General features: G+C 67.3%; 16 protein-coding genes and 1 tRNA gene. 8 read left to right on the top strand and 9 right to left on the bottom strand.

Going from position 1 to position 17,519, the window contains the following annotated elements; genetic code table 11:
* Nucleotides 1–85: 85 nt before the first annotated feature.
* The 3 genes from ACOZBP_RS14890 to ACOZBP_RS14880 form a co-directional block, all read right to left on the bottom strand.
* Entirely contained in the window at nt 86–334 is a 249-nt protein-coding gene (locus ACOZBP_RS14890) for an aa3-type cytochrome c oxidase subunit IV (RefSeq protein ID WP_422677100.1), read from the bottom strand.
* Between the two features lie 74 nt (nt 335–408).
* A complete protein-coding gene (locus ACOZBP_RS14885) occupies nt 409–1,761 on the bottom strand; it encodes a serine hydrolase domain-containing protein (RefSeq protein WP_422677099.1) in 1,353 nt (450 codons plus the stop codon).
* A gap of 36 nt (nt 1,762–1,797) precedes the next feature.
* On the bottom strand, nt 1,798–3,597 hold the full coding sequence (locus ACOZBP_RS14880) for a M3 family oligoendopeptidase (protein ID WP_422677152.1): 1,800 nt from the start codon (nt 3,595–3,597) through the stop codon (nt 1,798–1,800).
* 282 nt (nt 3,598–3,879) lie between these two features.
* Here ACOZBP_RS14880 and ACOZBP_RS14875 point away from each other — a divergent pair, with 282 nt between their 5' ends.
* From ACOZBP_RS14875 to ACOZBP_RS14865, 3 genes are all read left to right on the top strand, one after another.
* The gene (locus ACOZBP_RS14875) at nt 3,880–5,682 is read left to right on the top strand and encodes a DUF4153 domain-containing protein (protein ID WP_422677098.1); all 1,803 of its coding nucleotides are present in this window, start codon (nt 3,880–3,882) and stop codon (nt 5,680–5,682) included.
* Between the two features lie 113 nt (nt 5,683–5,795).
* Nucleotides 5,796–7,253 carry a sigma-54-dependent transcriptional regulator gene (locus ACOZBP_RS14870; protein WP_422677097.1) on the top strand — a complete coding sequence of 486 codons (1,458 nt, stop codon included), beginning with the start codon at nt 5,796–5,798 and terminating at the stop codon, nt 7,251–7,253.
* Between the two features lie 20 nt (nt 7,254–7,273).
* On the top strand, nt 7,274–7,477 hold the full coding sequence (locus ACOZBP_RS14865) for a hypothetical protein (protein ID WP_422677096.1): 204 nt from the start codon (nt 7,274–7,276) through the stop codon (nt 7,475–7,477).
* Nucleotides 7,478–7,552: 75 nt separating this feature from the next.
* On the opposite strand, the gene ACOZBP_RS14860 is transcribed toward ACOZBP_RS14865, so the two are convergent.
* The 5 genes from ACOZBP_RS14860 to ACOZBP_RS14840 all read right to left on the bottom strand — a co-directional run bounded on the left by ACOZBP_RS14860 (nt 7,553) and on the right by ACOZBP_RS14840 (nt 10,258).
* On the bottom strand, nt 7,553–7,909 hold the full coding sequence (locus tag ACOZBP_RS14860) for a hypothetical protein (RefSeq protein ID WP_422677095.1): 357 nt from the start codon (nt 7,907–7,909) through the stop codon (nt 7,553–7,555).
* A gap of 996 nt (nt 7,910–8,905) precedes the next feature.
* Nucleotides 8,906–9,205, bottom strand: a complete 300-nt coding sequence (locus tag ACOZBP_RS14855) for a hypothetical protein (protein ID WP_422677094.1) — start codon at nt 9,203–9,205, stop codon at nt 8,906–8,908.
* Between the two features lie 209 nt (nt 9,206–9,414).
* Nucleotides 9,415–9,693: a DUF2312 domain-containing protein gene (locus ACOZBP_RS14850; protein WP_114817882.1), complete on the bottom strand. Its 279-nt coding sequence runs from the start codon at nt 9,691–9,693 to the stop codon at nt 9,415–9,417.
* Nucleotides 9,694–9,914: 221 nt separating this feature from the next.
* Complete coding sequence (gene ykgO / locus ACOZBP_RS14845; protein WP_006274063.1) at nt 9,915–10,040, bottom strand: type B 50S ribosomal protein L36; 126 nt, start codon at nt 10,038–10,040, stop codon at nt 9,915–9,917.
* Between the two features lie 141 nt (nt 10,041–10,181).
* Nucleotides 10,182–10,258 (bottom strand) — tRNA-Ala (locus ACOZBP_RS14840).
* Nucleotides 10,259–10,408: 150 nt separating this feature from the next.
* On the opposite strand from ACOZBP_RS14840, the gene ACOZBP_RS14835 reads away from it, so the two are divergent.
* Entirely contained in the window at nt 10,409–11,692 is a 1,284-nt protein-coding gene (locus tag ACOZBP_RS14835) for a lytic murein transglycosylase (RefSeq protein ID WP_422677093.1), read from the top strand.
* Between the two features lie 163 nt (nt 11,693–11,855).
* Here ACOZBP_RS14835 and cysS read toward each other — a convergent pair whose 3' ends face one another.
* Nucleotides 11,856–13,307: a cysteine--tRNA ligase gene (cysS, locus tag ACOZBP_RS14830; protein ID WP_422677092.1), complete on the bottom strand. Its 1,452-nt coding sequence runs from the start codon at nt 13,305–13,307 to the stop codon at nt 11,856–11,858.
* A gap of 127 nt (nt 13,308–13,434) precedes the next feature.
* Between cysS and folE the strand changes: the two genes are divergently transcribed.
* The 4 genes from folE to ACOZBP_RS14810 all read left to right on the top strand — a co-directional run bounded on the left by folE (nt 13,435) and on the right by ACOZBP_RS14810 (nt 17,483).
* A complete protein-coding gene (gene folE / locus ACOZBP_RS14825; protein WP_422677091.1) occupies nt 13,435–14,052 on the top strand; it encodes a GTP cyclohydrolase I FolE in 618 nt (205 codons plus the stop codon).
* Between the two features lie 185 nt (nt 14,053–14,237).
* Nucleotides 14,238–14,678 carry a biopolymer transporter ExbD gene (locus tag ACOZBP_RS14820; RefSeq protein ID WP_292036587.1) on the top strand — a complete coding sequence of 147 codons (441 nt, stop codon included), beginning with the start codon at nt 14,238–14,240 and terminating at the stop codon, nt 14,676–14,678.
* 135 nt (nt 14,679–14,813) lie between these two features.
* Entirely contained in the window at nt 14,814–16,658 is a 1,845-nt protein-coding gene (locus tag ACOZBP_RS14815) for a gamma-glutamyltransferase family protein (protein ID WP_422677089.1), read from the top strand.
* Nucleotides 16,659–16,682: 24 nt separating this feature from the next.
* Entirely contained in the window at nt 16,683–17,483 is an 801-nt protein-coding gene (locus ACOZBP_RS14810) for a hypothetical protein (protein WP_422677088.1), read from the top strand.
* The last annotated feature ends 36 nt before the right edge of the window (nt 17,484–17,519 follow it).

The raw sequence follows: 17,519 nt of genomic DNA, 5'->3' as shown, positions 1-17,519 counted from the left end.
CCACGCCAGACACGAAAAAGCCCGCTGACCTGACAGATCAGCGGGCCTCAATGACATCACGGCGCCGCCGACGCGACGCGAGACTTCAGTGAGCAGGCTTGGAGCGCAGGGCGAAGAAGCCGATCACGAAAACCGCCACGCCGCCGATAGCGCCCGCGATGAAGCCCGCCCCCACGGCGAACCAGACGGTCAGCAGCACCAGCAGTGCGGCGGTCAGCAGCGAACCCCACTTGGCCATGAACATGAACAGGTGCCAGGTCGAAACCTGTTCCGAGATTTCCATCGCGCCATGCACATAGGCGTGGTCGGTGTTGTCTGCGTGCTGGTCGGCCATTCAGGTCTTCCGGAAAAGAGTCGAGATTTCGACGGCTCTTATAGCGGTCAGGGCGCGGCGCTCAAGGCCCCGCCTCAATCAAGCGCAGCCAGAACGTCGCGCGCGAAGGCGGCGACGTCGAAACCCTTGCCCGCCGGGTCCTCCCCGCGCCGCACGATGACCACGTTCCGGCTCGGCACGATCACCACATACTGTCCTCGATTGCCAAAGGCGGCGAAGGCGTCTGCGGGCACGCCCGGCGAGCGGTTCATCACCCAGAAGGTCGCGCCGTAGCCAAAGGCGCCGCTCGGCGGCTGGGGTCCTGCGGGCGTCGAGACGAAGGCGCGCCAGTTTTCGGGCAGGATACGCTGACCCTCCCAGACCCCGTCCTGAACATAGAGCTGACCGAAGCGCGCCAGGTCGCGCGCCGTGGTCCACACCTGGCTCGACAGGATGTAGTTCCCCCGCCAGTCGGTCTCGGCGAAGGTGTGCGTCATGCCCAGCCGGTCGAACAGCTCGGCGGGCGGGTGCGCCTCGAAGGTCGGAGCGATGGCCATGGTCGCCAGCAGGGTGTCGTTGTTGGCGTAGCGATAAGTCGAGCCGACCGCTGCCAGCAGCGGCCAGCCCGGCGCCTGCTCATCGACCGTAGTCCCGCCGAAATAGAGGGCGTCGGTGCGGTTGCCCGCCGTGTCGCTGGTCAGGCCAGACGCCATCCGCATCAGGCTCTCCAGCGTGATCGCGCCGCGCGGATCGCCCTGCCCCCGCCAGTTGGCGATGGCGGCGGGGGCCTTCACATCCACGTCGCCGCGCTGCACCGCCGCCCCGATCAGCGTCCCGGCCAGGCTCTTGGCCACCGACCATGTGCGTTGCGGCGTGTTGGGGCCGAAGCCGTCAGCGTATTGCTCGGCCACGATCCGGCCGTCCTGCAGCACCACCACGCCCGTCGTATTGCTGCCCGCGCCGAAGCCGCCGCCGAACGCCTGAACCATGGCCGTGTCCAGCGCCGCTGCATCGCCCTGCGCCTTGCCCGTCGGCAAGGCCGGCGGCGAGGCACGCCGCGTTTGCGCCGCCCGCACGGGCGCGCTGCCGACGACATAGCCTATCGGCTGAATGACGCAGCCGCGTCCCGGCGTATGGATGGCGACGCGCGCCGGCGCCGTCTCGTCCCAGTCCACGGAGACGACATCGCCCGCCATGTCGACCGTCATCGCCGCGACCAGGGGCTGAAGCTCGGGATAGATGCCGACCAGTTCATTGGCCTCGACGCTGGCCGGGGTGCGGGTCGCGCCGGCTTCCCGCGCCGTATGCAGGGCGCTGCACATGGTCAGCGCCTTGTAGCCCGCCGCGAGGGCGCGGTGGTTGGCCGTCGGCGGCGTCTGCGCGAGGGCGGGCGCCGCGACCAGCATGAGTCCGGCGGCGAGGGCGGCGATCTTCAGTGAAACAGTCATACCGCCACGCTCTGCGGCGTGGCGGTCGCTGTCAACTCAGCCCAGCGCCTCGAACTGATCGACCAACCGTTCCAGCCGCTTCGTGCCGATGGTCCAGAAGGCGGGATCGCGCGGGTTGAGGCCGAAGGGCTTCAGCGCCTCGACATAGGTGTGCGCCCCGCCGCCGGACAGCAGATCGCGATAGAGGGGCGTGAAGGCCGCGGGATCCTTGGCGCGCGTCTCCATCAGGGCCGCCACCAGCAGGTCGCCGAACGCATAGGCGTAGACATAGAAGGGCGAGTGGACGAAATGGCTGACGTAGGCCCACCAGTTTTCATAGCCGGCGTTCAGCGTCACCGCCGGGCCAAGACTGGCGCCCAGCTCCTCCATCCAGATCTCGCCGATGCGCTCGACCGGGACCTCGCCCGCCGCGCGTTCGTCGTGGAAGCGGGTCTCGAAGCGGTGGAAGGCGATCTGGCGCACCACCGTGTTCAGGCCGTCCTCGATGCGACCGGCCAGAAGGGCCCGCTGATCAGCGGGCGTCGCCTCGGCCAGCAGGCGGTCGAAGGTCAGCCCCTCGGCGAAGATCGACGCCGTTTCGGCCAGGGTCAGGGGCGTGTCGGCCAGCAGCGAGCCTTGAGCCGCCGCCAGGGTCTGATGCACGCCGTGACCCAGTTCATGAGCCAGGGTCAGCAGGTCGCGCCGCTCGCCCATCCAGTTCAGGAAGACATAGGGGTGGCGGTCCGCCGTCACCGGGTGGGCGTAGGCGCCGGACTGCTTGCCCGGTCGCGCCTTGGCGTCGATCCACGGCCGGTCGAAGAACCAGGCCGCGCGCTCGGCGAAGTCGCCGCCGAGGTCATTGAAGCTGGCCAGCACCACCTCGCGCGCCTGCGCCCAGTCATAGGTGCGGGGCGGCGTGGCTTCGATGGGAGCGTTGCGGTCCCAGTGATCCAGCGTCGTCCGGCCCATGGCCTTGGCCTTGAGCGCGTAATAGCGGTGCGAGATGCGCGGATAGGCTTCGGCCACCGCCTCGGCCATGGCGTCGACGCTCTCGCCGTCCACCTCGTTGCCCAGGTGGCGGCTGTCGGCGGGGCGTTTGAAGCCGCGCCACTTGTCTTCCAGAGCCTTGTCGGCGGCGACTGTGTTCATGACCATGGCCATGGTCTGGGCCTTGTCGGCGAAGGCCTTGGACAGACCCTCGGCGGCGGACGCGCGCCTGGCGGCGTCGGCGTCGCTGAGACGGTTAAGGGCTTCGGACAGGGTCAGGCTTTCGCCGTCGGCGTCGGCCCGCAGCGCCGCCAGGGTCTCGTCGAACAGGCGCGGCCACTGGGCCTGAATCGGGCCGCGCTCGGCGATGAAGGTTTCCAGCTCGGTGGACAGCTCGTGCGGCTTCATGGCCCGCACCCGGCGCAGCCAGGGCGACCAGCGCGCGGCGGCGGGGTGGGCGGAAAGCGCTGCCTCGATCTCGGCTTCGTCCAACTGGTTGATCTCCAGGGTCAGCCAGACGGTCGGCGTGGCGATGACCGTCATCTTCTCGCGGATATTGGCCTCGAAGCCCTGCGCCCCCGCATCGTCGCGCGCCGTCGACGCGGCGAGGAAGGCGTAGGCGCCCAGGCCGCCCATGACGTCCGCCGCCTGTTCGTAAAGGGCGATGGTCTGATCCAGCGCCGCCCCCAGAGCCGCCGCGTCGCCGCGCTGGCCGACGAGCTGGCCCTGGAAGGCGTTCATCCGGTCCACCAAGGCCTTGGTGCGGTCGAGGTCGGCGAGGATGCGCGCATCCTCGCGCGAGGCGTAGAGGTCGGACAGATCCCACAGCGGGGCGTCGGCGAAGTCGGTCGTCTTGATGGGCGCGTTCATGCCCTTGGTTGTGGGGGCGCGAGCGGGCCGGCGCAAGCGGAGGCTCGTCCTTCTCCCGGTGGGAGAAGGTGGCCCGAAGGGTAGGATGAGGGTCGTCGGCATCCGTCGGCGTAAGCCGTCGGGCCACGGCTCACACCGACTGAAGGCGTAGCCCCTCACCCTTTCGCCTGACCAATCGCTGCGCTCTTGGAGGCTCAAGCCCTCTCCCGCCGGGAGAGGGTCCCATTTGCCTCACCGCCCATCCCGGTCCAACCTGCCGGCAAAGCTGCAGGGGGCCACGCCATGACCGACCCGTTCAACGACCAGACCGGCCGCGCCTCGCTGAACGGCGCGCGAGGGCTGGCCGCCGCCCGCATCGGCATCGGACTCGTGCAGGGGGGGCTGCTGTATTTCCTGTGGCGCAGCGCCGCCCAGAGCGAGGGCCTGAGCGACGCCCTGACCTGGCCCGCGACCCAGCCGCCGCTGTTCGCCGCCCTAGCGCTTGCTTGCGCCCTTACACCCGTCATGCTTCAGGCGGGGGTCGGGCGACTTTCGGTTCGGACGCTGGCGCTGTGGGGCTTGATCGCCGCTGCGGCTCTGGCCCTGCTGGGCTGGCATGACGCCGCGCAGCAGACGCGTGAATACTTCCGCCCGCCCTATCTGCGCTTCCCGGTCATCGCCTTCGCCGCGGCAGCCCTGTTCATCGCCCATCACCTGATCGTGCCGGCGGTCGCTTCACGCCGCTGGATCGCCGACTTCGACGACTATTTCGACACGGCATGGAAGGCGGGCGTGCAACTGGTCCTGTCGCTGGGTTTCACCGGGGCCTTCTGGCTGCTGCTGTTTCTTGGGGCCGCCCTGTTCCACGTCATCGGCCTGCGCTTCCTGTCGGACCTGATCAGCGAGGAATGGTTCTCCATCCCCGTCACCTGCCTGGTCTTCGCGACCGCGGTGCAACTGACCGACGTGCGCAGCGGCCTGATCCGGGGCGTGCGGACCGTGGCCCTGATGCTGCTGTCCTGGTTGCTGCTGGTCATCACGGTGCTGGTGGCGGGCTTCCTGCTGGCCCTGCCCTTCACCGGGCTGGACGGATTGTGGAAGACGGGCAGCGCCACGGCCCTGGTGCTGTCGGCCGCCGCCGCCCTGATCATCCTGATCAACACCGCCTACCAGGACGGGCGAGAAGACAATCTGCCGCCGGTCGTGTTGCGCGTCGCCGTGCGGGTCGCCGCCGTCCTGCTGACGCCGCTGATCCTGATCGCCATCTGGGGCCTCAGCCTTCGCATCGGCCAGCACGGCCTGACGCCGGACCGGATCATCGCCGCAGCCTGCGCCCTGGTCGGCGTCGTCTATGCGGCGGGCTATGGCTGGGCCGCGCTGTCGCCCTTCTGGCGCAAAACGGCGTGGATGAAGCCGCTGGAGCGCACCAATGTCGCCGCCGCCGTCCTGACCGTGGGCGTCATCCTGGCCCTGTTCAGCCCCCTGCTGGACCCCGCCCGCCTGTCGGTCGCCGATCAGGTCGCCCGGCTGAAACGCGGCGCCGTCAGCGCGGCCCAGTTCGACTACGGCTTCCTGAAATGGAGCGCAGGACGCACCGGCCAGCGCGCGCTTGCAGGACTGGCCCGCTCCGACAACGCCGACATCGCCGCCCGCGCCAAGCGGGTGCAGACCTCCACGTCACGCTACGACGACGAAAGGTCAGCGCCGCCGGTCAGGCCCCGGATCACCGCATGGCCTCAGGGCGCCGTCCTGCCTGCGGGCTTCGACGCCCCCGTGCCTGCAGGCGACCCTCGCTTTGCCTGCACCGGGGCTGAGGACTGCGTCGCCGTCATGCGCGACATGAACGGCGACGGTCGCAACGAGGTTCTGCTGGCCACACGCTTCCAGATCACCCTGTTCGCGGCCGACGCCGAGGGCTGGCGGCCTGAGGCGGACTACCGGGCTGACGTCTGCGTCGGACCCAAAAGCTCCGACCATCGTGAACTCCTCCAGTCGCCGGACATCGCGCCGGTCGCCGCGCCCTGGCCGGACCTGAAGCTTGGAGAAACGACAGCGTCTCGCCAGATTCGTATCGACTGCCGCCCTCCCGTCGCCGTTAACCCCTGACTCAGTTCTCCGAAACCCGATCTTCACCCCCTGCGTTCTAGGGTTGTCTCGAAACGAGCCGATCCCGAGCAACGAGGACGGCCGTTACGGTGATGTTTTAGGGTGTGTTTCACATGGCCAAGACCGTTCTGGTCGTCGACGATGATCCCACGCAGCGCCGCCTGATTCAGGCGGTGCTCGACCGCGAAGGCTATGCCGTCGTCCACGCCGAGAGCGGGGGCGAGGCGATCGACCGCCTGACCAAGGGCGGCGGCGCCGACGTGGTCCTGCTCGACCTTGTCATGCCCGGCCTGTCGGGCCTCGAGACGCTGGCGGAGATCCGCACGGCGGGCGTTCCCACGCCAGTCATCGTCCTGACGGCCAACGGCGGCATCGAGACCGTGGTCAAGGCCATGCAGGCCGGAGCCCAGGACTTCTTCGTCAAGCCGGTTGGACCCGAACGGCTGCTGATCGGCGTGCGCAACGCCCTGCAACTGACCCAGCTTTCCGCCGAGATCGGCCGCCTGAAGAAACACGTCTCGGGCCGCACCTCATTCGACGACATCGTCGGCGACAGCCCGCCGATGCGGATGGTCAAGGCTCTGGGCGTGCGCGCCGCCAAGTCCGGCATTCCGGTGCTGATCACCGGCGAAAGCGGCGTGGGCAAGGAAGTCATCGCCCGCGCTCTGCACGGCGCCTCGGACCGGGCTGGCAAGCCCTTCGTGGCCGTCAACTGCGGCGCCCTGCCCGCCAACCTGGTCGAATCCATCCTGTTCGGTCACGAGAAGGGCAGCTTCACCGGCGCCACCGACAAGCACCTGGGCAAGTTCATGGAGGCCAACGGCGGCACCCTGTTCCTGGACGAGATCGGCGAACTGCCGCTGGACATGCAGGTCAAGCTGCTGCGCGCCCTGCAAGAGGGCGAGATCGACCCGGTCGGATCGAAGCGCGCGGTCAAGGTCGACGTCCGCATCGTCTCGGCCACCAATCGCGACCCGGCCCAGCAGGTCAAGGAAGGCGCGTTCCGCGAGGACCTCTTCTACCGCCTGAACGTCTTCCCGATCGAGGCGCCGGCCCTGCGCGAGCGGCGCGAGGACATCCCGGCCCTGGTCGAGCACTTCATCGCCCGCTTCAACGTGGAAGAAGGCAAGCGCGTCGCCGGCTGCGCCGTCGAGACCATGGCCCTGCTGCAAGCCTTCGACTGGCCCGGCAACGTGCGCCAGCTGGAAAACTCGATCTATCGCGCCCTTGTCCTGGCCGATTCGCCGCTGTTGCAGCCGCACGACTTCCCGGCCATCTCGGGCGTGGCCATGCCGCTGACGTCCGGCGGCGTCATCTCGCATGACCGCGCGGAGACGCCCGCCAGCGACACGGGCGGCGAGGCCCAGCCTGACAGCCCAGTCCGCATCATCGACGCGCGCGGCCACCTGCGCACGCTGGAAGAGATCGAACGCGACCTGATCCAGCACGCCATCGAGGTCTATTCCGGCCACATGAGCGAGATCGCCCGACGCCTCGGCATCGGCCGCTCGACCCTGTACCGCAAGGTCCGCGAACAGGGGCTGGAAGAGCAGCTGAAGGAAGCGGGCTGAGGACGTGCTAGGCTGGGGTCATGAGCGACCACAGCGACGACCAGCCCGCCTCCCCCGCCCCTGCGGATGAGGCGCCGACCGAATCCCCGATCCAGCGCGCCCTGCGTGAAAAACAGGAGGCCATCGCCGCCCGCGCCAAGCCCCCGCGCGGCGGCCGCTTCCAGCGCGAACAGGCCGCCCGCGTCAAAAGCGGGGCCGTGCGCCCGTGGAGCACCAAGAGCTGACCGGAAAGCGGACGCCTCCAACTTCAGCTGGGGGTGGGAATCAGCCTTGAGCTTTAATGCTGCAAGCAGACTGGGTCACAAGAACCCATTCGTCAGCTCAAACGCCCAGACAATCTCCTGGACTTTGCCGTCCTCCACCACCAGGCATACAGTGCCCGGCGGCCACTCCGGGGGAGCGAATGCGTGGACTATGCGTGTCGCGTCGAAACGGCGGAAAACGCAAAGCCCGCCAGCTTCTGAACTGAACAGTCTATAGCCGTTCGATAGCAGCGCTTCATGTGCGTCTTCGTATGGGTCGCCAATTGATACGTCGAAGCGACTGCCCGCGGTTAGGACGCCTCTGAGCGGAATGGCATCCTTGAAGCTCCAGGCCCCAACGCCGACAGCGAGCAGGATGGCGAGCATGCCGATTCGTTTGAAGGCAGGCCTCATATTCCGTTCCTAAGTCGATCTCCGGAAGTCTGCCGCAAGTCACTATGCTGCGCCACCTTGACGCAAATATCCGCAACGGGTCGAGAACCGAAGTTCGCTCAAGGGTGGAGAGTGGACGTCCCGTATTGCGACGTTATTCTGGTGTCGCTTCTACGTCGGTAGCTGTCAGAAGCGTGAGCCGCACTCCATCGTCATCTTGATATGTGCTCGTATTGGGCGGCACGAGCTCGATCCTTGCAGTGAATAATGCCTCGATCGATCTTGCTGGGTAGAACCCTATCAGCTGATCTGGGTCCATCACCTTCTCTAGCCCGTCTGCGAAACCGTGAACGCCGTAGCGGTATGAACAATCCACGATGTCGATTCGAGCCCGCTCTCGCCCGTCCGACGAATAGCGGCCTCTGAACGTGATCACCTCCCCGACATGGTCGCGCGCTGAGGTCCTCAGTTCACAAGCCTGAGACAACAGAGCGGCACTTCGATCAGCCTGCGAGAACGCAGTCGAGCAGGCACCACAGATGGCCGACAACGCCAATATCGAAATCGCTCTCATCCTCGAACGGTCGCACCTGCTCTCAAGGTCCGCAATGGGTCGAAAGCGGAGATCCCTAGAGCGGCGTTTTCTTCCCTTTCGTCATCCTCCGGCAAGCCGCCTCTTGGCGGCGCAGACCGGGGGACCCAGCGGCGCGCGAGAGCGCGAACCTGTCGCGCAGACGATGGGCGAACATCTCTCGTGAACAGATCGCCTTCGGCGCCGCTGGGTCCCCCGGTCTCGCTGCGCTAGCCGGAGGATGACGAAGGTGAAAGCGCACACCAAGGTGCGCAACGGGTCGTAAGCGGACGTCCGTCCTTGCACCGTCGCCCCGGACGGCCCGAAGGGGCGATCCGGGGCCCAGGCTCTGGATGCATTGGCAGGGGCGGAGAAACAGCAACCGCCTGGGTTCCGGGTTCGCTGCGCGCCCCGGAATGACGGAGGGAGGCGGCGAGAGCGGCCCCCTACTCCTGCGTCTTCTTCGCCTTGCGCATCCAGGGCCGCGTCTCTTCGCCCTTGGCCTCGGCGGTGATTTCCTTGAGCTTTCGGCCCTGCATGGCCGAAAGGGCCTGGCCGGGGGCGCCCTTTTCGGGGTCGGCGAAGGCGCGGCCGTGGGTCTGGATTCGCTCACCCACCGAATCGAGGAAGTCGCCCTCCCATTCGGACAGCGAAACGCCCGCCTTCTCAGCCGAGCGGCGGGCGCGTTTCAGGGCGTTGAGCGTGGCCCGCTTGACCGCCTCGCGCTGTTGATCCCAAGGGCTCAACAGCGGTTTCTTTTTAGGGGCGCTACCGTCCTTCGGACTACTTGAGCGCGAGATAGGAGAGCGAGCCTTAAAGGCGTCTTCGCCCTTCAGCTCGCTGCTCTTGAAGCCGCTGGAGCGCAGCCTGGACGCGTCGCCGCCCTTCAGGCTGCTGGAGCGTGAAGGGCGGTCGCTGGGGGGCTTGAAGGGCGTGCGCTTCAGGCCCGCCTCCCTCAGATCTCGCCGAGGGCCGACAGGTAGAGGTCGAGGATGGCTTCTTCTTCCTGACGCTTGGCCTTGTCCTGCTTGCGCAGGCGCAGGACCTTGCGCAGGACCTTGACGTCATAGCCCTCGCCCTTGGCCTCGGCGAAGACCTCCTTCATGTCGACCATGACGGCCTGCTTGTCCTCTTCGAGGCGCTCCAGGCGCTCGATGATGGAGCGCAGGCGGCCCTGGGCGGTTGCGGTCAGGACGTCCGAGGAAGCGTCAAAGGCGGGGGCGTCGTCGGCCATGAAGAAAGCTCCGAAACTTGAATTGGCCGGCGGGCGACCGTGAACCCACTCTGAAGCAGACCCGGGGCCGACAGGGCAAGAAGGGAATCGCCTGAACCGTCCTCAGGACCGAATCCCCTGCGATCCTGCATCCTGACGCCAGACACGAAAAAGGCCGCGAGCGACGCCCGCAGCCTTTGAATATCGCAACCGCGGCGCCGTTTCAGGCGCCGACGCGGTTCTTAGCCTTGCTTGGCCTTGAAGCGCGGATCGGTCTTGTTGATCACATAGACCACGCCCTTGCGGCGAACGATCTTGCAGTCGCGGTGGCGACCCTTGAGCGACTTAAGCGAGCTGCGGACCTTCATGGTCGGACGTCCCGAAGATTGGAGGCCCGTGAGGGCGGTCAAAAACAAATGCGCGGAGAGCCTGCGGACAGGACCTTGCGGCGGAGCGGTGCGTATAGAGAGGCCTCCGCCTTTCGTCAACATTCCGCGCGGGGATTCCGCTGGAGGCCTGGCCTCCGAGTTGAACGGAGGGTCTCCGGACATGCACGTCCGGCGCGTCGCCCCTCCGCCACCAGGCCGTGTCCAAGGGAATGAGCTTTCTATAACCCCGCTCTTAACCGCGTCTTTCGGCGAAAGGTTAACGCCGCCTTCACCCTTATCACGGAAACCGACGCTGGCTTCGCGCGCTTGTGATTGGTCGTTGAATTCGGGGGCGTTAGCCTGTGGTCATGCGTTTCGCTTATCGTCTGCTTCTTCTCGGTTCTGTTGCGGCCTGCGCGCCCATGGTTCCGTCACCGCCCCAACCGCAGCCGGCGCCCCCGGCTGTGGTCGAACCCGCGCCCGCCACCCCGCCGACCGCGCCCCCGGCCTCGACCGATCTGTCGGACGCCTATGACCAGGCCAGCTTCGACGCCTGGAAGCAGAGCTTCCTGGATCGTCTCGGCGGCACCCGGAAGTGGGAGTATTCGCGAGAGCTGAACGGCGTCACGCCAAACGCCAGCGTCATCCGCCTGGACCGCAACCAGCCCGAATTCTCGCGCCCCGCCGGCGCCTATATCCAGAGCGCGACCGCCCCCGCCCGAATCGCCATGGCCCGCCAGCGCGTCGATCGCGTGCCGTGGGAGGTGACCCAGAAATTCGGCGTGCCGACAGAGATTCTGCTGGGTGTGTGGGCTCAGGAAAGCGCCTTCGGTCAGGTTCAGGGCGACTTCGACGTCGTCCGCTCGCTGGCCACCCTGGCCTATGACGGCCGCCGCCGCGCCTGGGCCGAGGACCAGTTGAAGAACGCCCTCGACATCGTCGTGGACGGCAAGCGGGCCCGCGATGGGCTGAAAGGCAGCTGGGCCGGCGCCATGGGCCAGACCCAGTTCATGCCCGACAACTATCTGAAGCTGGGCGTGGATCAGAACGGCGACGGCAAGGTGGACATCTGGGGCTCGGACGCCGACGCCCTGGCCTCGGCCGCTAACCTGCTGGCCCAGGCCGGCTGGAAGCGCGGTCAGGGCTGGGCCTATGAGGTCATCCTGCCCGCCAACTTCGACTACAGCCAGGCTGAAGGGCCGAGGCACGACTGGGCCTTCTGGGCCGCGCGGGGCGTGCGCCTGGCCAACGGCTCGTCGCCGAACAGCGCAGAAGCCGCCGAGGGCGCGACCATCCTGCTGCCGCAGGGCGCCAAGGGTCCCGCCTTCCTGGCCCTGCCCAACCATTATGTGATCCGGCGCTACAACAACTCGGTCAGCTATGCGCTCGCCATCGGCCTGATCGCCGACGGCGTTGCGGGCAAGCCCCCCCTGACCGCCGCCTGGCCCAACGACGGCCCGCTGACCCGCGAGCAGCGCGTCGGCGCCCAGACCGCCCTGACCCGCATGGGCTTCGACACGCAAGGCGTGGACGGCGTCATCGGTTCCAACACCCGCGCGGCCCTGCGCCGCTGGCAGCAGGCCAACGGAAAGGTCGCGGACGGCTATCTGACGGATGTGCTGGCGGACGAGTTGATCAGGCGGGCGCGGTAAGGTTCACGCCTCCCCCCCCCTTCATGGGGAGGGTGGTCGCGCAGCGACCGGGTGGGGAGGGCGAGGCGATACGGAGCGCCGCGCTTGACTTGCCACAGCGCCCCCACCCGGCCTCGGCTACGCCTCAGCCACCCTCCCCGAACGGGGAGGGAGAAACGGCGGCCTACCCCTTCATGCGCCAGGTGGCGCCTTGCGGGCCGTCCATGACGACGACGTTCAGTTCGTTCAGGCGGTCGCGGATGCGGTCGGCTTCGCCCCAGTTCTTCTCGGCGCGAGCGCTAGCGCGCTGCTCCAGCAAGGCCTCGACCTCGGCCTTGAGCGCGGGATCGCCGCCCTCGAACCATTCGTCCGGCGTCAGGGACAGCACCCCCAGAAGCCCGGCGGCTTCGGTCAGGCTCCAGCGCGCCATCGCCACGTCGTTGATGTCGGCCTCGGCGTCGTTCAACAGGTCGCGCAGGGCGTTGCCCAGGCCGAACAACTGGGCGATGGCGCCTGGCGTGTTCAGATCGTCCTCCAGCGCGTCCAGCACCGGGTCCATCGCATTCTCAGCCAACTCCATCTCGGCCTCGTCCAGCACGGCCTCGTCGAAGTCGGCCAGGGCCGCGTCGGCGTCGCGCAGGACGCCATAAAGACGGTCCAGGTTCTTGCGCGACTGGTCCAGCAGGGCCTGGTTCCAGTCCAGAGGCTGGCGGTAGTGGGCGCTCAGTAGAGACCAGCGCACGACCTCGCCCGGCATGTTCTGCACCAGATCATGCAGCAGCAGGACGTTGCCGATCGACTTGGACATCTTCTCGGCGTCCACGGTCAGGAAGCCGTTGTGCATCCAGTACCGGGCGTATTCGTCGTGCGCCTGATCGCCGTGGGCGTGGCCGTGGGCGCAGACGCCCTGGGCGATCTCGTTCTCATGGTGCGGGAAGACCAGGTCGATGCCGCCGCCGTGGATGTCGATGGGCAGCCCCAGGGCCTTCTCGATCATGGCCGAGCATTCGATGTGCCAGCCGGGACGCCCCTGCCCCCACGGGCTCGGCCAGGACGGCTCGTCCGCCTTGGACGGCTTCCACAGGACGAAGTCGTGCGGGTTCTTCTTGTAGGGCGCGACCTCGACGCGGGCGCCGGCGATCATGTCGTCCAGATTGCGGCCCGACAGCGCGCCGTAGGACGGATAGGAGGAGACGTCGAACAGGACATGACCCTCGGCCGCATAGGCGTTGCCGGCGTCGATGATGGCTTGGATCTGGGCCGTGATGGCGTCGATGTAGTCGGTGACGTGCGGGGCGATGTCGGGCGGGCTGACGTTCAGCAGGCCCATGTCGGCGAGATAGGCGGCCTCATAGCGTGCGGTGATCTCGCCGATGGCGACGCCTTCGCGGGCGGCCTTGGCGTTGATCTTGTCGTCCACGTCCGTGACGTTGCGGGCGTAGATGACCTTGTCGGGACCGTAGGTCCGGCGCAGCAGCCGCACCAGGACGTCGAACACCACCGGCGGACGCGCATTCCCGATATGAGCATAGTCATAGACCGTCGGACCGCAGACATAGAGCGTCACCCGGTTCGGATCGCGCGGCGTAAAGGCGCGCTTTTCGCGGCGAAGGGTGTCGTGGATGTGCAACGGCATAGGTGACAGTCTTTGCGAGTTTTCTTGCGGGACGGACGACGTGTCCCATATAGCGGCCTGATACACAGTCATACGTGATTGGTAAAAGGTAGCCTTGGCGGGCCTTCCCGCCCCGCTGGATCAGTTCATGAGCACTTCGCCCGCCAAGCCCGTCCTCGTCACCGATGAAACCGCCGTCGTGCGTCCCAGCCGCGAACAGGCGCTGGAAGCGGTGCGCACCCTGATCGCCTGGGCGGGCGACAATCCCCAGCGTCCCGGCCTGATCGACACGCCCAAGCGCGTGGTCGACGCCTATGCCGAATGGTTCGACGGCTATGACGCCGATGCGGGCAAGGAGCTGTCGCGGACCTTCGAGGACGTGACCGGCTATGACGACATGGTCATCCTGCGCGACATCGAGATCGAGAGCCATTGCGAGCACCACATGGCCCCCTTCCTGGGCAAGGCCTATGTCGCCTACCTGCCGGGCGAGAAGGTCGTGGGCATCTCCAAGCTGGCGCGCGTGGTCGAGATCTTCGCCCGTCGCCTGCAGAACCAGGAGACCCTGACCAACGACATCATCGAGGCCATCGAATCGCACCTGCAGCCGCGCGGCGTGGCCGTCCTGGTCGATGCGGCGCATCAGTGCATGACCACGCGCGGCGTGCATCACCGCCACGTCACCACCATCACCACCCGCTTCACCGGCGCCTTCAAAAACGATCCGGCGCTGGCCGACCGCTTCCTCAAGCTGGCCAAAGGCTGAGTCTCAGGGGTTTGATCCGGTCGTTTCGCAGGTGCGAGACGGCGGATTATGCAATCTTATTGCCGCCTGACGCGAATTCGTCATGCAAGACGGCTTTACAAGCCGGACGCGGGACGCCAAGACAACCTCCATACCTTTGAGTGCTGCTCGCCGAAGAATGCGAGCCGTGATGGAGACGACGGCGTATGGGCTCTAAACTTTCCGGTCCCGCGGGCCAGGGCGGCAAAACGATCGAACAGAACGCGGACATCAACGTCACGCCGTTCGTCGACATCATGCTGGTGCTGCTGATCATCTTCATGGTCGCCGCGCCGCTGGCCACCGTGTCGATCAAGCTGGACCTTCCTCCGGCGACCCCGCCGGCCCCGACCGACAAGCCCAAGGAACCCGTGTACATCACGATCCAGGAATCGGGCAGCATCTACATCGCCGAACAGGAAACCTCGGTCGCCACCCTGCCGGCCGACGTCTGCGCCGCTCAGGCCGTGGCCACGGACTGCCGCGAAGAGCGCGTCTTCGTCCGCGCCCAGCCGGAAGTGAAGTACAACCAGTTCATGGAAGTCATGAACAAGCTTCAGGAAAACGGCTTCTACAAGGTCGGCCTTCTGAACGAAGACATCGAGTAGGACCTCAATCCGCTCCAAGAATCAGGGCCGTTCCTCCGGGAGCGGCCCTTTTTCTTTGCCCAAGCCTCAACAGGGCGCTTGCCCTGATCCCCGTCGCCGTTCTTGATGCGGGCTGTGAGTTTCGGGGAAATCGCCATGCGTCGTCGCACCTTCCTGTCCAGCCTGCCGGCAGGCGCCCTTCTGGCCGGGGCCGGATCGGTCACCGCGCAAAGCGGACAGCCGCCGCGACGAGAACAGACACAACCCGCCGTCCCCTCGCCTCGTCCCGCTGATCCCTATGCCGGCGTCGGCATCGGCGACCGGGTGACGGGACCCAAGTTCGTCGGCCGCTCGACCGTCTGGGGCGCCAATGGCGCCGCCGCCACGGCCCACCCCGCCGCCACCCTGATCGGTCTGGACACCCTGCGGCGCGGCGGCTCGGCCATCGACGCCGCCATCGCCATCAACGCCGCCCTGGGCTTCCTGGAGCCGACCGCCAACGGCATAGGCGGCGACGCCTTCTGCCTGATGTGGGACCCGACGCAAAAGAAGGTCGTCGGCTTCAACGGTTCGGGGAACAGCCCGCGAGGCCTCTCGCTGGCGACCGCCCGCTCCAAGGCCGGCCCCGACGGCTACCTGCCCAAATACGGCGCCGTGACCGTCAACGTGCCCGGCACGGTCGACGCCTGGTGGAGCGCGCACCAGCGCTACGGCAAGCTGCCGTGGAAGGACGTCCTGATCCCCGTCGCCGAACTGTGCGAGCAGGGCGTGCCGGTGCCCCAGGTCATCGCCTGGTATCTGGAGCGCAACATGGCCGGTTTCGACCGGGGCGCGTCCCTGATCGAGGAAAACGACAACAGGAAGAAGGTCTATACGCCCAACGGCCGCACGCCGAAGACGGGCGAGATCTTCGCCAACCCCGACCTGGGCCGCACCTATCGCATGATCGCCGAGGGCGGCCGCGACGCCTTCTATGACGGGGCCATCGCCGACCACATCGAGCGCTATTTCAAGCGCATCGGCGGCTGGATGACCCGCGCCGACCTGGCCGCCCACCGCACCGAATGGGTCGAGCCGCTGATGACCACCTATCGCGGGGTCGAGGTCTATTCCCTGGGGCCGAACACTCAAGGGCTGTCCACCAACCAGATCCTGAACATCTGCGAGCAGTTCGACCTGAAGGCCATGGGCTTCCAGTCCGCCGCCTCGATCCACGTCCAGGCCGAGGCCAAGCGGTTGGCCTTCGAGGACCGCGCCCGCTACTTCGCCGACGAGCGCTTCGCCAAGGCCCCGACCGCCTGGCTGAACTCCAAGGCCTACGCGGCCGAGCGCGCCAGGCTGATCAACCCGAACCGCGTCATGGACCGCGTCTTCCCCGGCGACGCCCCGACCCAGGGCGACACCACCTATTTCAGCGTGGCCGACAAGGACGGGATGATGGTCAGCTGGATCCAGTCCAACTATCGCGGCATGGGCTCCGGCCTGACGCCCGACGGCCCGGACGGCGGGACGCTGGGCTTCATGTTCCAGGACCGGGGCGAGCTGTTCTCGCTCACCGACGGCCACCCCAATGTCTATGCGCCGGGCAAGCGGCCCTTCCACACCATCATCCCCGGTTTCGCCTGCAAGGACGGCGAGCCCTGGCTGGCCTACGGCGTCATGGGCGGCGGGATGCAGCCGCAGGGCCAGGCCCAGATCATCATCAACATGGTCGATTACGGCCTTGATCCGCAGGAGGCCGGCGACAGCCCCCGCTGGCAGCACTACGGCTCGTCCGAACCGACCGGCCACCCGGCCGAGGGCGTGGGCAAGCTGCATCTGGAATCCGGCGTGCCGGAGGCGACCAAGCAGCAACTGACCGCCATGGGCTGGGACCTCGGCCCGCCCGACGGCGGCTTCGGCGGCTATCAGAACGTCATGAAGCAGATCAACGCCCAGGGCCGCTGGACCTATGGCGCGGCGACGGAGATGCGCAAGGACGGCAACGCCCTGGCCTATTGATCCGGTCTGTTTGAGGAAGACGCCATGATCGCCGCTCTTCTGGCCGCCAGCCTGCACGCCGCCGCCTTCGACACGCCCGCCGAATGCCACCCTGTTCCGGGCGCCGAAGCCCTGTGGCGCGACGACGTCCGCTATGTCTTCGTCGGCGAAACCCACGGCACGACCGAAGCCCCAGCCGCCTTCTCCGACCTGGTCTGCGCCGCTCTGGAACAGGGGCCGGTGACGGTTTCGGTCGAATATCCGGTGCAGATGCAGCCGACGCTGGACGCCTTCATGGCCGCCGACAGCGACACGGCTGCGCGCGCCGCTCTCGCCGCCTATGAGTATGGCCCCTTCGTCCACCATGACGGGCGCGGCAGCGGTGCCATGCTGGACCTGCTGCTGCGTCTGCGCGGCATGGCGAAGGCGGGCGAGGACGTGACCCTGGTCGCCTCCGTGCCGGACAGCCCCCGCATCGAGGGCTTCCGCCAGTCCTATGCGGAGATGGACCGCGCCGTTCTCTGGGGGCGTCAGGCCATGGCGCGGCCAAAGGCGCGGGTCATGGTCCTGATGAGCCGGGTCCACGCGGAAAAGGTTCGCCGGGTCGGCTCGCCGCTGGGCTTGCCCGCCGCAGCCCATATCCGGCCCGAGGAGACCCTGTCCCTGACCCTCGCCCATCAAGGCGGAGAGGCCTGGATGTGTCTGGACGAATGCGGAAACGCGCCGATTCCCGCATCCGACGACCCGACGGTGCGCGGCATTCTCCTGGCGCCGCAGCAGGCCGGGAAGTTCGACGGCCTGCTGGCGCTCGGTCCGGTGACGGCGTCCGCCCCCGTCAAGCCTTGACCTGACCTCGCGTCAATCGCCTAGAGTTCGTTTCCA

Origin of the sequence: Brevundimonas sp. NPDC058933 (genome assembly GCF_049315965.1) — a bacterium.
Taxonomy (GTDB): domain Bacteria; phylum Pseudomonadota; class Alphaproteobacteria; order Caulobacterales; family Caulobacteraceae; genus Brevundimonas.
This window is presented reverse-complemented; position numbering and strand designations above follow the sequence as displayed.

Coding starts and splice junctions, on each gene's coding strand:
- ACOZBP_RS14820 (WP_292036587.1), top strand. CDS start 14,238: ATGGGCTCTAAACTTTCCGGTCCCGCGGGCCAGGGCGGCAAAACGATC.
- ACOZBP_RS14815 (WP_422677089.1), top strand. CDS start 14,814: ATGCGTCGTCGCACCTTCCTGTCCAGCCTGCCGGCAGGCGCCCTTCTG.
- folE (WP_422677091.1), top strand. CDS start 13,435: ATGAGCACTTCGCCCGCCAAGCCCGTCCTCGTCACCGATGAAACCGCC.
- ACOZBP_RS14810 (WP_422677088.1), top strand. CDS start 16,683: ATGATCGCCGCTCTTCTGGCCGCCAGCCTGCACGCCGCCGCCTTCGAC.
- cysS (WP_422677092.1), bottom strand. CDS start 13,307: ATGCCGTTGCACATCCACGACACCCTTCGCCGCGAAAAGCGCGCCTTT.
- ACOZBP_RS14865 (WP_422677096.1), top strand. CDS start 7,274: ATGAGCGACCACAGCGACGACCAGCCCGCCTCCCCCGCCCCTGCGGAT.
- ACOZBP_RS14875 (WP_422677098.1), top strand. CDS start 3,880: ATGACCGACCCGTTCAACGACCAGACCGGCCGCGCCTCGCTGAACGGC.
- ykgO (WP_006274063.1), bottom strand. CDS start 10,040: ATGAAGGTCCGCAGCTCGCTTAAGTCGCTCAAGGGTCGCCACCGCGAC.
- ACOZBP_RS14835 (WP_422677093.1), top strand. CDS start 10,409: ATGCGTTTCGCTTATCGTCTGCTTCTTCTCGGTTCTGTTGCGGCCTGC.
- ACOZBP_RS14885 (WP_422677099.1), bottom strand. CDS start 1,761: ATGACTGTTTCACTGAAGATCGCCGCCCTCGCCGCCGGACTCATGCTG.
- ACOZBP_RS14850 (WP_114817882.1), bottom strand. CDS start 9,693: ATGGCCGACGACGCCCCCGCCTTTGACGCTTCCTCGGACGTCCTGACC.
- ACOZBP_RS14870 (WP_422677097.1), top strand. CDS start 5,796: ATGGCCAAGACCGTTCTGGTCGTCGACGATGATCCCACGCAGCGCCGC.
- ACOZBP_RS14890 (WP_422677100.1), bottom strand. CDS start 334: ATGGCCGACCAGCACGCAGACAACACCGACCACGCCTATGTGCATGGC.
- ACOZBP_RS14880 (WP_422677152.1), bottom strand. CDS start 3,597: ATGAACGCGCCCATCAAGACGACCGACTTCGCCGACGCCCCGCTGTGG.
- ACOZBP_RS14860 (WP_422677095.1), bottom strand. CDS start 7,909: ATGAGGCCTGCCTTCAAACGAATCGGCATGCTCGCCATCCTGCTCGCT.